This is a genomic window from Hymenobacter telluris, assembly GCF_017313265.1.
Lineage (GTDB): Bacteria > Bacteroidota > Bacteroidia > Cytophagales > Hymenobacteraceae > Hymenobacter > Hymenobacter telluris.
Genome location: NZ_JAFLQZ010000015.1, coordinates 12246 through 25134, shown reverse-complemented (window position 1 = coordinate 25134; position 12889 = coordinate 12246). Strand labels below are relative to the sequence as shown.

Genomic DNA, 12889 nt, shown 5'->3' with positions numbered 1-12889 from the left:
TCTACTTAAAATTAAGCTCTCAAACTCTCCTCATCTCCCACGTTCCCTCTTTTTTCCCTCATGCGTAACAATCTTACTACGCTTGACATCTTTGTATTTCTGTTCTACCTGGTTGGGGTTTCCGGCTATGGGTATTACGTGTACAAGAGCAAGCAAAAGGCCGAGCAAAGCACCAAAGACTACTTTCTGGCCGAAGGCTCTCTAACCTGGTGGGCCATTGGGGCTTCCATGATTGCCTCTAATATTTCGGCCGAGCAGTTCATTGGCATGTCGGGCTCCGGCTTCAACGTGGGCGTGGCCGTGGCGGCGTATGAGTGGGTGGCGGCCATTGTGCTCATCATTGTGGCGGTGTTCTTCATGCCGATCTACTTGAAAGAGAAAATCTTCACGATGCCGCAGTTTCTGGAGCAGCGCTACAACACCACGCTGAGCCTGATTATGAGTGTTTTCTGGCTGTTCCTCTATGTGCTGGTTAACCTGACGTCCATCCTCTACCTGGGGGCGTTGGCCATCAGCAACCTGATTGGCGGGGGCAGCTTCCATCTGATTATGGTGGCTTTGGCCGTGTTTGCCCTGCTTATCTCACTGGGCGGGATGAAAGTGGTAGGCTACACCGACGTAATTCAGGTGGTAGTGCTGGTAGTGGGCGGTCTGATGACCACGTACATTGCCCTGGACGTGGTAAGCACCAAGTTCGGTTTGGGCGGCGGCGCTATTTCGGGTTTCAAGGCCCTGATGACCAACGCCGACGACCACTTCAAAATGATTTTTCCGAAGCCGGGGCCCAATACGCCGCAGGAGGATATCAATAAGTACATAGCGCTGCCCGGCATTGCCATGTACTTCGCCGGTCAGTGGATTGTGAACCTGAACTACTGGGGCTGCAACCAGTACATCACCCAGCGCGCCCTCGGCGCCGACCTGCACACGGCCCGTACCGGTATCCTGTTTGCCGGAATGCTGAAGCTGATGATGCCGGTAATTGTAATGCTGCCCGGTATTGCCGCCTACGTGCTCTACAAAAACGGCGAGTTGCAGCAGGAAATGGCCTCTACAGGCGCCTTCAACTCCGACAACGCCTACTCGGCCGTGCTGACTTTCCTGCCCAACGGCTTGAAAGGCCTCTCAATGGCTGCTCTTACGGCTGCCATTGTGGCTTCGCTGGCAGGTAAAGTAAACTCGATTTCCACCATCTTCACCCTCGACATCTACAAGCGTTACATCAACAAAGACGCCACCGAGAAGAAGCAGGTGTGGGTGGGCCGCCTCACCATTCTGATTGCCGTAATCCTCGGGGTGGCCCTCACCTGGGAAGACCTGTTGGGCATTGGTGGCGAAGGTGGCTTCCAGTTCATTCAGAAGTACACCGGTTTCATTTCGCCTGGTATCCTGGCCATCTTCCTGCTGGGGATGTTCTGGAAGCGCACCACCGCTACGGCTGGCGTGGTGGGCATTCTGGCGGGCTTCGTCCTGTCGGTGTTCTTCAACAACTACGCGGTGGGCGTACTGGGCACTGAAACCATTTTGTACACCGCCTTCCCGAACGGCCACGGCGGCTACGAAATTCCGTTCCTGATTTGCATGGGCTTGTCGTTTGCCTTCACGGTGCTGCTGATGGTACTCATCAGCCTGGCCGGTCCGGTTATCAACCCGCGCGCCATCAACCTGGAGCCTGGCATGTTCAAAGTAAGCGGCCAGACCCTGGCCCTGATTGTAATTACGCTGCTGCTCATCACGGCGCTGTATGTTAAGTTCTGGTAGTCACTTACCAGCGCTGATGTAACTGAACGTGGTCCTGTGCCTTGCCTTCGGGCTGGTGCAGGACCACCGCTCAGCCACCAACCCCCAACCAATGCAGCGCTTTGGTTGGCTGCCGTATAGCACGGACCTAGACGCTCGCATTAGGTTCTTTCACCAGAATATTTCCTCCCCAAATTCTCACTCATGGCCTCGAAACTTTGTTTTTTCAATCCACAATCGATTGTGTCAGGTGCCGCGCTGCTGAGCGTGGTGGCCGGCAACGTAGCGCTGGCGCAGAATGCCGCGCCGGGCACCATCACCGTTCAGGTTAACAAGCCGGGCGCGCCCATCGCCAAAACCATGTACGGCTTGTTCTTCGAGGACATCAACTTCGCGGCCGACGGCGGCCTGTACCCGGAGTTGGTGAAAAACAAGTCGTTTGAAACCGACGAAAAGCTGGTAGGGTGGAAGGGCATCAACGGGGCGGCGGCGCTGTCTACGTACACCATTTCCAGCCAGCAGCCCATCAGCGCCACCAACAACCACTTCCTGCGCCTGACGGCCACCACCGCCAGCCCCGATGCCGGCTTCACCAACGAGGGCTTCCGCGGAATGGGCGTGAAGCAGGATGCCGAGTACACGTTTTCGGTGTATCTGCGGCGCGGGCCCGGCAGCGTGAGCGGCCTGAACGTAACGCTGGAAGAACCCGGCCGCGGCAACGCTGGGCGCACCTTAGGCCAAGCGAAAATCACGGGCCTGACCAACGAGTGGAAAAAGTACACGGCCGTTATCAAAGCGTCGGGTACGGCGCCCAGGGCCCGGCTCAAGCTGACGATGGACGGCGCCGGCACGCTGGATATCGACGTGGTATCGTTGTTTCCGAAAGACACCTGGCAGAACCGCGAAAACGGCTTGCGCCCCGACTTGGTGCAGCTGCTTAAGGACATGAAGCCCGGCTTCCTGCGCTTCCCCGGCGGCTGCATTGTGGAGGGCCGTACGCTGGAAGAGCGGTATCAGTGGAAAGAAACCATTGGCGACGTAGCCAGCCGCAAACCTTTGATTAACCGCTGGAACACCGAGTTCAAGCACAAATTCACGCCCGATTACTACCAGTCGTTTGGCCTGGGCTTCTTCGAGTACTTCCAGCTTTCCGAGGACATTGGCGCCGAGCCGCTGCCCATCCTGAACGTGGGCATGGCCTGCCAGTTCAACTCCGCTGAACTGGCCCCCATTACCACCGCTTCGGGCCCGAATGCCGGCAATGCAGCCCCTGGCGCCGACCTGTCGCTGGACACGTTCATTCAGGACGCGCTGGACCTGGTGGAATTTGCCAACGGGCCCACTAGCAGCCCCTGGGGTGCCAAGCGGGCCGCTATGGGCCACCCCGCGCCATTCAACCTGAAGTATATTGGGGTGGGCAACGAGCAGTGGGGGCCGCAGTACCTGGAGCGTTACGAGCCGTTTGCTAAGGCGCTGAAGGCCAAGTATCCCGACATCCTAATCGTGAGCAGTGCCGGCCCGAGCCCCGACGGTGACAATTTTGTGAAAGCCTCCAAGCGCCTGGGCGAGCTAAAGGCCGATTTTGTGGACGAGCACTACTACGCCAAGCCCGACTGGTTCCGCAACAACGTGGGCCGCTACGACAACTACGCCCGCACGGGTCCGAAAATCTTCGCCGGGGAGTATGCCGCGCAAAGCGTGAACACCGGCAGTTCCGAAAACAAGAACACCTGGGACTGCGCCATTTCGGAAGCGGCCTTCATGACCGGCTTGGAGCGCAACGCCGATGTGGTGCGCATGGCTTCCTACGCGCCGCTGTTTGCCCACGTGGATGCCTGGCAGTGGACGCCCGACCTGATTTGGTTTGACAACCTGAAGTCGTATGGCACGCCCAACTACTACGTGCAGAAAATGTATGCCACCAACGCTGGCACCACTATGCTGCCCGTGCAACTGCCGAACAATGCGAAGAATGGTGACGCAAACCTTTTCGCCAGTGCCGTAGCCGACGACAAGGCCGGCGACATTATTGTGAAGCTGGTGAACTACTCCAACGACGCGCGTCCGGTGAAGCTGAACCTGGCCGGCGCCAAGAAAATGGGCAAAACAGGCAAAGCCATTGTGCTGGCCAGCAACGATTTACAGGCCGTGAACAGCTTGCAGGAACCTATGAAGCTCGCCCCGAAAGAAGAGCAATTCAAGGTGTCGTCTGCCACGGTGAGCTACACGCTGGCCCCGAATTCGTTCACGGTACTCCGGATTCCTGGTAAACGCTAAAGCACGAATGGAAAAGCGGAGTGGCTGACAAAGCGCTCCGCTTTTTCTTTTCCCTGCCTTGACTCGCTAGGCTCCGACTTAGCGGCATAATCAACTTTTGCACTCGCTAATGAAATTTCTACCCCAGTCAGTATTAGCTGTGGCCGCGCTTGCTTGTACGGCCACGCCCACCTTCGCCCAAACCAAACCTGCCTCCAAACCCGACTTCCACCAATGGGCCGCCACCCCGCCGATGGGCTGGAACAGCTGGGACTGCTACGGCCCCACCGTAACCGAAGCCGAGGTGAAGGCCAACGCTGATTACATGGCCAAAAACCTTCAACGCAGCGGCTGGGACTACGTGGTGGTGGATATCCGCTGGTACGTGGGCAACGATACGGCGCACGGCTACAACGAGAAAGACCCCGACTGGAACATCGACCAGTACGGGCGCTTCGTGCCGGCTCCGAATCGGTTTCCGTCGGCGGCGGGGGGCAAGGGCTTCAAGCCGCTGGCCGATTATATGCACAGCAAGGGCCTGAAATTCGGGATTCATATCATGCGGGGGGTACCGGTCATTGCCGTGAACCGCAAGCTGCCCATCCTCGGTAGCAAAGCCACCGCCGCCGACATCTACACCAAGGAAGGGCAGGGGACCTGGTTGCGCGACATGTACACGGTGGTGGCGGGCAGGCCCGGCGCACAAGAGTACTACAATTCCATTTTCAAGCTCTACGCTTCGTGGGGCGTTGATTTTGTGAAGGTCGATGATTTGTCGTCGCCGTACCACGCGCCGGAAGTGGAGATGATTCGCAAGGCCATCGACCTGACCGGGCGCAAGATTGTGCTGAGCACCTCGCCCGGCGAAACGCCCATCAGCCAGGCCAAACACGTGCAAGCCAACGCCAACATGTGGCGCACCGTCGGCGACTTTTGGGACAGTTGGGAGCAGCTCAAAGAGCACTTCGAGGTGTGTGAGCGGTGGGCGCCGTACATCATGACGGGGGCATGGCCCGATGCCGACATGCTGCCGATGGGCCGGCTGGGCATCCGGGCCGAGCGCGGCGACGACCGGATGACGCGCTTCACCCACGACGAGCAATTCACCTTGATGACGCTGTGGAGCATCTTCCGCTCCCCGCTGATGTTCGGCGGCGACCTGCCCAGCAACGATGCCTTTACGCTGGCCATGCTCACCAACAAAGAGGTGCTGGCCATGCACCGCAGCAGCAGCAACAACCGCCAGCTGTTCCGCCGCAACAACCTAGTAGCCTGGACCGCCGACGACCCAAAAACCGGCGACAAATTTCTGGCCGTCTTCAATGCCCAAGACCAGGAACTGGCCGAGGAAAAGGACGCCGTGTGGAACAGTGGTGTAATTACGCGTAGCACGCCCAACCAAAGTAAAACCGCTGAAATCGACATTACGGGTGCCAACAAGCTCTACCTGAACGTGCGCAACGGCGGCGACGACACTTCCTGGGACCACGCCGATTGGCTGATGCCCACGCTTTCCAACGGCAGCAAATCGGTGTCCCTGACCTCGATTCCGTGGAAAGCAGCGTCGGCAGGCTGGGGCAAAACGACCGTCAACAAAAGCGTATCGGGCGGGAAGCTGGTGGTAGCTGATAAAACCTACCCCGAGGGCATCGGTACGCACGCCAACTCCATTATCGAGTACGACCTGCCGGCCGGCTACACCAAGCTCACTACCACGGTGGGGCTGGATAAGGCCGCGGCCGGCCAGAATACCGGCGGCACCGTGCAGTTTCTGGTGTTCACCAAAAGCCCTTACCAGGCGGCCCCGCTCGATTCGGTGGCGGTGAAAGTGAACCTGGCCGAGCTGGGTTTCACCGGGCCGTGCACCGTGCGCGACCTATGGGCCGGCAAAACGGTGGGCACCGTTACCGGCGAGTTTGCCCCGTACGTGCGGCGCCATGGCGCGCAGCTGTATCGAATTTCCAAACGCGGAACGACTGTCCCGAAGTAGGCTGTTTATGAAGTCATGAGCCGGTCATGCTGAGCGCAGCCGAAGCATCTCTACCGCTTCGTTGCAATACCAACCAGATGAAGCGGTAGAGATGCTTCGGCTGCGCTCAGCATGACGTTCAGAAAAGTTGTGGAGCACTACCTAAACAGCTGCCACTATTCAAGAATCCCCATCTCCAAATTCCCCCTTTCCCAATGAAAAAAGTATTTCCTGCGCTGGCTGTGGCTGGTTTGCTGACGTCGCCGAGCGTGGCCCAGTCGGTGAAGCGCTCCGACTATCCCATTCAGGCGGTGGCCTTCACTAAGGTGAAGCTGGCCGACAACTTCTGGCTGCCCCGGCTGAAAACCAACACCGACGTCACCATTCCGGCGTCGTTTCAGCGCTGTGAGGCCACTAACCGGGTGAAGAACTTTGAAATGGCCGCGGCTAAATCAGGTAAGTTCGCCACCACGTTTCCCTTCGACGACACCGACATCTACAAGACCATCGAGGGCGCGTCGTACTCGCTGAGTTTGTACCCCGACCAGAAGCTGGAAAGCTACATCGACGAGCTGATTACCAAGGTGGGTAAGGCGCAGGAACCCGACGGCTACCTCTACACGGCCCGCACCATCGACCCGGCGCACCCGCACGCCTGGGCCGGCAACACACGCTGGGAAAAGGAGCGGGAACTGAGCCACGAGCTGTACAACTCCGGCCACCTCTACGAGTCGGCGGTGGCGCACTACGAGGCCACCGGCAAGAAAAACCTGCTGAACATTGCCCTCAAAAACGCCGATTTGGTGTGCGCCACCTTCGGGCCCGGCAAGCGCGCCGTGGCGCCCGGCCACGAAATCGTGGAAATGGGCCTCGTGAAGCTGTACCGCGTGACCGGCAAGCCGGAATACCTGAGCACCGCCAAGTTCTTTATCGAGCAGCGCGGCCAGTACAAAGGCTACGACCCCAAAAGCTCCGACGCATGGCGCAACGGCTCCTATTGGCAAGACCACAAGTCAGTGTATGATCAGAAAGAAGCCGTGGGCCACGCCGTGCGCGCCGAATACCTGTACTCGGCCATGGCCGATGTGGCGGCCCTGACCGGCGACCAGAAAATGCTGGCTTCGGTAGACAGCATCTGGAACAACATGGTGACTAAAAAGCTGTACGTAACCGGTGGCACGGGCGCGGTGCCCGGCGGGGAGCGGTTCGGCGGCAACTACGAGCTGCCCAACGGCACGGCCTACAACGAAACCTGCGCCTCGGTGGCCAACGTGTACTGGAACCAGCGCATGTTCCTGCTCCACGGCGACTCGAAGTACGTGGACGTCATGGAGAAGGTGCTCTACAACGGCCTGATTTCGGGCGTGGGGCTCGATGGCAAGTCGTTCTTCTACTCCAACGCCATGCAAATCAAGAATAGCGCCGTGTTTGGGCAGTCGGAGCCGGAGCGGGCGGGCTGGTTTGAGTGCTCGTGCTGCCCCACCAACCTAGCGCGGCTGTTTCCGTCGTTGCCTGGCTACGTGTACGCCCAGAAGGCCAATGACGTGTACGTGAACCTGTTCATCAACGGTACCACCGATTTGAACGTGAATAAACAGGCCGTACGCATCACCCAGCAAAACAACTACCCTTGGAACGGCGACCTGAAATTCACGGTAGCCCCCAAGTCCAGCGCCGACTTCAACCTGCTGGTGCGCCTGCCCGGCTGGGCCCGCAATGAGGCGGTGCCGTCCAACCTCTACACCTTCGCCGCGCCTTCGCCGGAGCAGGTGAGCATCAAGGTGAACGGCAAAGCGCAGCCCTACACCATGCGCAACGGCTACGCCGTATTGGCCCGCAAGTGGAAGAAGAACGACGTGGTGGAAGTAGCCCTGCCGATGGAAACGCGCAAAGTGGTAGCTAACCCCAACGTGCGCGACGACGTGGGCAAAGTGGCTTTGCAGCGCGGCCCGGTGGTGTATTGCGCCGAGTGGAAAGACAACGATGGCCGCACCAGCAACATCGTGGTGCCCGCCGCTACCCGCTTCACGGCCAGCTACAAACCCGACGTGCTCAACGGCATCACCGAACTGACCGCCACCGTGCCCGTGGTGAAAGTGGACGCCGCCAACAACTCCATCAGCACCGTGCAGCAAACCCTTACCGCCATTCCGTACTACGCCTGGGCCAACCGCGGCAAAGGCGAAATGACCGTCTGGTTCCCGGAGCGTATCACCGACGTCGACCTCATCACCCGCAAAGTGGAAGAGAAGATAGTGGCCAAGTAAACTGTCATTCCGACCGTAGGGAGGAATCTGAGTTGATTTTTGCTATGCTAGTATGTGTGAAGTAAGCTAAAAGGCCGTTATGCAGAGCGAAGCCGAAGCATCTCGCCTGCTGACGTCAGGCTACCATTGCAACATCAGCACGCGAGATGCTTCGGCGGCGCTCAGCATGACGGCCTTTGTTGGGTTTTGTGGCGAATAAAAAACGGTTGTGCTTCCCAAAGCATGACCGTTTTTTATTCGCTTACTAGAGCCTGTCTAGGTTTGCTGCGTAAGCCTGTTATCTATCGTATAGACCTTGACTCGCCAACAAAACTCGCCCACGTAATGCCCAATCAACCCTCGTTCACGCCGTTTCGCCGGGAGGCACTGTTGCAACAGTTGGTGGCACAGCCCGAGTGGGATTTGCTGGTAATTGGCGGCGGCTCGACCGGGCTGGGGGTGGCGCTGGACGGCATCAGTAGGGGCTACAAAACCTTACTGCTGGAGCAGGTAGACTTTGCCAAGGGCACTAGCAGCCGCAGTACCAAGCTGGTGCACGGCGGGGTGCGCTACCTCGCGCAAGGCGACGTGGCCCTGGTGCGCGAGGCCTTATACGAGCGGGGCCTGCTGCTGAAAAACGCGCCGCACTTGGTTAAAAACCAAGATTTCATTATCCCCAACTACAACTGGTGGGGAGGCCCATTCTACACCATCGGCCTGAAGCTCTACGACCTGCTGGCGGGCAAACTCAGCCTGGGAGCCTCGGTGCACCTGAGCAAAGCGGAAACCCTCCAGCGCCTCGGTAACCTGAAACCCGAGGGTTTGCGCGGGGGCGTGCTCTACCATGATGGGCAGTTCGATGATGCGCGCCTGGCAATTAACCTCGCCCAAACGGCCATTGAGCAAGGAGGCACGCTGCTCAACCACTTCGAGGTGCGCGGGCTGCTGAAAGACGCGCACGGCAGCATCGTCGGCGTATCGGCCACCGACCAGGAAACTGACACTGCGTATGAGCTACGCGCCAAGGTGGTAGTAAACGCCACCGGCATCTTCGTGGATGATATTCTGCAACTCGATAAGCCCGGCGGCCGGAAGCTGGTGCGGCCCAGCCAAGGCGTGCATATTGTGCTGGATAAGTCGTTTTTGCCCGGCAACGACGCCTTAATGATACCGAAAACCGATGATGGCCGGGTACTGTTTGCCGTGCCCTGGCACAACCGGGTGGTAGTGGGCACCACCGATACGCCCCTCACGGAATACCGCCAAGAGCCGCAGGCCCTGGAAGCGGAAATCGAGTTTATCCTACGTACCGCCGGGCGCTACCTGGCCCGCGCGCCCCAGCGCCACGACGCGCTGAGCGTGTTTGCTGGGCTGCGGCCGTTGGCGGCCACGGAAAGCGGCGGTGAGAAAACCCAGGAAATTTCGCGTAGCCACAAGATAATTGTGTCGGAAACCGGGCTCATTACAATTACTGGTGGGAAATGGACCACCTACCGCCGTATGGGCCAGGATACCGTGGACAAGGCCGTGGCGCTGGGCAAGCTGCCTGCCGCCGCCAGCCGTACTGCCCACCTGCCCATCCACGGCGCCCAACCCATCCCCGACCGAAGCAGCCACCTCTACGTGTACGGCACCGACCAAGCAGCCCTGCTTGAACTGATAACGCAGCAGCCCGAACTCGGCGAAAAGCTGGACCCAACCTTGGAATTTCTGAAGGCGGAAGTGGTATGGGCTGCCCGCCACGAAATGGCCCGCACCGTGGAAGACGTGCTGGCCCGGCGGGTGCGTATCCTGTTTCTGGATGCCCGCGCCGCCCTGCGGGTGGCCCCGTCCGTGGCCGCCTTACTGGCGCAGGAGCTAGGCCACGATGCCGCCTGGCAGCAGCAGCAAGTGGCGGCGTTTCGGCAGGTGGCCCAGCACTACGTGCTGCCTAGTTGAGTGCTTCTGGTTCTATACTTCCCCTTGACTTATCCACCTGCTATGCAACAGTTCATTCTGGCCCTCGACCAAGGCACTACCAGTTCCCGCGCCATCCTTTTCGACAAGAAAGGGCAGGTGGTGGCCGAAGCGCAAAAGGAATTCAAGCAGATTTTCCCCAAGCCCGGCTGGGTGGAGCACGACCCGCTGGAAATCTGGTCGACGCAGGCGGGGGTGGCGGCAGAAGCTACCGTGAAAGCTGGCCGCAACGGCAAGAGCATTGCGGCCATCGGCATCACCAACCAGCGCGAAACCGTGGTGGTCTGGAACCGCAAAACCGGCAAGCCGGTTTACAACGCCATTGTGTGGCAAGATCGGCGCACCGCCGAATACTGCGACCAACTGCGCGAAGAAGGCCAGGAAGAACTGATCCGGCGTAAAACCGGCCTGCTGCTCGATGCCTATTTTTCGGCCAGCAAAGTGCGCTGGATTCTTGAAAACGTGAAAGGTGCCCGTAAGCAAGCTGAAGCCGGCAAACTGGCTTTCGGCACCGTGGACAGCTGGCTGATCTGGAATTTCACCCAAGGCGAGCTGCACGTAACAGACGTAACCAACGCCTCGCGCACCATGCTCTTCAACATCCACACGCTGGAATGGGACGAGGAACTGCTGGCGCTATTCGACGTTCCGCGCAGTATGCTGCCTGATGTGCGGCAGTCGAGCGAGGTGTACGGCGAAACCAAAACCACCGTCTTTGCCTCGAAAATCCCTATTGCGGGTATTGCCGGCGACCAGCAGGCGGCGCTGTTTGGGCAGCAGTGCGTGCGGTCGGGCATGGTGAAAAGCACCTACGGCACCGGCTGTTTCATGCTGATGAACATCGGGACGGAAGCCCGGCTCTCGCAAAACCAGCTGCTTACCACGGTGGCCTGGAAGATCAACGGGCAGGTGCAGTACGCGCTGGAAGGCAGCATTTTCATTGCCGGGGCCGTGGTGCAATGGCTGCGCGACAACCTCGGCCTCATCAAAACCTCAGCGGAAGTAGAGCAGCTGGCCCGGCAGGTGAGCAGTTCCGAGGGCGTGTATTTCGTGCCGGCTTTTGCGGGGCTGGGCGCGCCCTACTGGGACCCGTACGCGCGGGGCGTCATCTTCGGCATGAGCAGGGCTACCCAGGCGGCGCACATTGCCCGCGCGGCACTAGAGGCCATTGCCTACCAAACCATGGATGTGCTCAAAGCCATGCAGGCCGACGCCAACCTGCCCATTGCCGAGCTGCGGGTAGATGGCGGCGCCACCAGCAACGAAACCCTGATGCAGTTTCTGGCCGACGTGCTGAATACCAACGTAATACGGCCGCGTATGGCGGAAACCACCGCCCTGGGTGCGGCCTACCTGGCCGGCCTGGCCGTGGGCTACTGGAAAAATCTAGAGGAAATTCAGGCCCTGCCGCACGCCGAAAAGCAGTTCAGCCCGAAGCTGCAACCCGCGCAGGTGCAAGCCGGAATTGCCAACTGGCACCGCGCCGTGCAGGCCCTGCAAGTGTGGTCGAAAGCCCCGCAAATCACCCCGGCTGAACCTACCGGTAACTGATATGCCCTTTCCCCGGTAAGGTGTTAGAACGGTGTAGAGACGCATACTTGCGTCTTATCATTGAACGGAATCAGCCGGGCGGCGCGCCCACTGAGAACCAGCTGGCAGGGTACCAGCCTTACTTCACGGCCACGTTTTGCTTAGCGAAGTCGGTGGCGGCTTGGTTGAGCTGCTTGGCGGATAGGGTGGTGCGGCCTTCATCGATGAGCACCCGGTAGCGGAACGTTACCGATTCGCCTTTCCTGAGTTTAAGATTTTTGGCGGTGGCACCGTTGGTGAAAATCTTCTCGCCGAGCGGGTTGGCCGCAAACAAGCCGTAGCCGCGGGCGTGCCAATAGGTGGGATAGTTGAAATTCTGGGGGTGGTCGAGGATGACGACGCTCACCGAATCTGCGCCCATTTTGCCGTACATCTTGCACCACGCGGCGCGGGTACCCCACACGTCGTTGCCGCGCTTGCCGGTGCTGGCGAGGTAGTTGCCGTTGGGAATTCGGTCGGTGCCGGCCTTCACCACCGTTACGTTGCCTTGGTTGTCGGTGAACTTCTCGTCTTTGTCGCTCGGAATTTGCAACTCATGCGCCACCCGCAAACCTAGTAGGCCATCCTTAACATCAGTGAATGTCACTTCGGTATTGGCCTTGAGCGTTGTAACTCGGTCGATGGTTCGTTGCTGGTTGGTGCCGCTGAACTCGAAGCGGGTGGTTTCCTCCAGCAGGACGTCGTTTTGCTGATTCGTCCAGTTGGCGTGGTAGGCCAGGGTGCCGGTGGGGCCGCTGGTGGTTTCCAGAATCTTGTCGGTCTTGATCCAGCCGTAGGCCCCCTTTTTCTCGGCCGGAATGGCGTAGGAGTTATTCCAGAAATCGAGGCCATTCACATTCTCGAAGTTCAGCCATAACCCGAGGTGGTGCGGGTGGTCTGTAGGGTCGCCGGGCTTGGGCGCTACCGGGAAACCGCGCGTAACGGCCGTGCCTTTGGCCGTGTGCAGCGGGTACAGCACGGGCTTTTCCAGCGTATCGGGGTAGAGGAAGGTGGTGAACAGGCGCTTGCCCACAAACACATCCACCTTGTTGGCTTTGGCGTCTTTGCTGATGTGGACCACTTCTTTTTGCTGCGCCTGTACTTCAGGCAAGCAGCCAGCCACCAGGAGCAAGCAAACGAATTTCATCATGGC

At 59.3% G+C, this 12889-nt stretch carries 7 protein-coding genes; 6 read left to right on the top strand and 1 reads right to left on the bottom strand.

Going from position 1 to position 12889, the window contains the following annotated elements; genetic code table 11:
• The first annotated feature begins 60 nt into the window (after window positions 1-60).
• The 6 genes from J0X19_RS18445 to glpK all read left to right on the top strand — a co-directional run bounded on the left by J0X19_RS18445 (window position 61) and on the right by glpK (window position 11718).
• Window positions 61-1761 carry a sodium:solute symporter family transporter gene (locus J0X19_RS18445; protein ID WP_206985897.1) on the top strand — a complete coding sequence of 567 codons (1701 nt, stop codon included), beginning with the start codon at window positions 61-63 and terminating at the stop codon, window positions 1759-1761.
• 183 nt (window positions 1762-1944) lie between these two features.
• Entirely contained in the window at window positions 1945-4017 is a 2073-nt protein-coding gene (locus J0X19_RS18440; RefSeq protein ID WP_206985896.1) for an alpha-L-arabinofuranosidase C-terminal domain-containing protein, read from the top strand.
• Window positions 4018-4156: 139 nt separating this feature from the next.
• On the top strand, window positions 4157-5986 hold the full coding sequence (locus J0X19_RS18435) for an NPCBM/NEW2 domain-containing protein (protein ID WP_206985895.1): 1830 nt from the start codon (window positions 4157-4159) through the stop codon (window positions 5984-5986).
• Window positions 5987-6180: 194 nt separating this feature from the next.
• Window positions 6181-8232, top strand: coding sequence for a glycoside hydrolase family 127 protein (locus J0X19_RS18430; RefSeq protein WP_206985894.1), 2052 nt, complete (start codon window positions 6181-6183; stop codon window positions 8230-8232).
• Between the two features lie 324 nt (window positions 8233-8556).
• Window positions 8557-10149 carry a glycerol-3-phosphate dehydrogenase/oxidase gene (locus tag J0X19_RS18425; RefSeq protein WP_206985893.1) on the top strand — a complete coding sequence of 531 codons (1593 nt, stop codon included), beginning with the start codon at window positions 8557-8559 and terminating at the stop codon, window positions 10147-10149.
• Window positions 10150-10191: 42 nt separating this feature from the next.
• Window positions 10192-11718 carry a glycerol kinase GlpK gene (glpK, locus tag J0X19_RS18420; RefSeq protein ID WP_206985892.1) on the top strand — a complete coding sequence of 509 codons (1527 nt, stop codon included), beginning with the start codon at window positions 10192-10194 and terminating at the stop codon, window positions 11716-11718.
• A gap of 118 nt (window positions 11719-11836) precedes the next feature.
• Here glpK and J0X19_RS18415 read toward each other — a convergent pair whose 3' ends face one another.
• On the bottom strand, window positions 11837-12886 hold the full coding sequence (locus J0X19_RS18415; protein WP_242582966.1) for a DUF6807 domain-containing protein: 1050 nt from the start codon (window positions 12884-12886) through the stop codon (window positions 11837-11839).
• Window positions 12887-12889: the final 3 nt, after the last annotated feature.

What these genes read in the sequence shown, in the direction of transcription:
- J0X19_RS18445 (WP_206985897.1), top strand. Translation starts at nt 61, where the DNA reads ATGCGTAACAATCTTACTACGCTTGACATCTTTGTATTTCTGTTCTAC.
- J0X19_RS18440 (WP_206985896.1), top strand. Translation starts at nt 1,945, where the DNA reads ATGGCCTCGAAACTTTGTTTTTTCAATCCACAATCGATTGTGTCAGGT.
- J0X19_RS18430 (WP_206985894.1), top strand. Translation starts at nt 6,181, where the DNA reads ATGAAAAAAGTATTTCCTGCGCTGGCTGTGGCTGGTTTGCTGACGTCG.
- J0X19_RS18425 (WP_206985893.1), top strand. Translation starts at nt 8,557, where the DNA reads ATGCCCAATCAACCCTCGTTCACGCCGTTTCGCCGGGAGGCACTGTTG.
- glpK (WP_206985892.1), top strand. Translation starts at nt 10,192, where the DNA reads ATGCAACAGTTCATTCTGGCCCTCGACCAAGGCACTACCAGTTCCCGC.
- J0X19_RS18415 (WP_242582966.1), bottom strand. Translation starts at nt 12,886, where the DNA reads ATGATGAAATTCGTTTGCTTGCTCCTGGTGGCTGGCTGCTTGCCTGAA.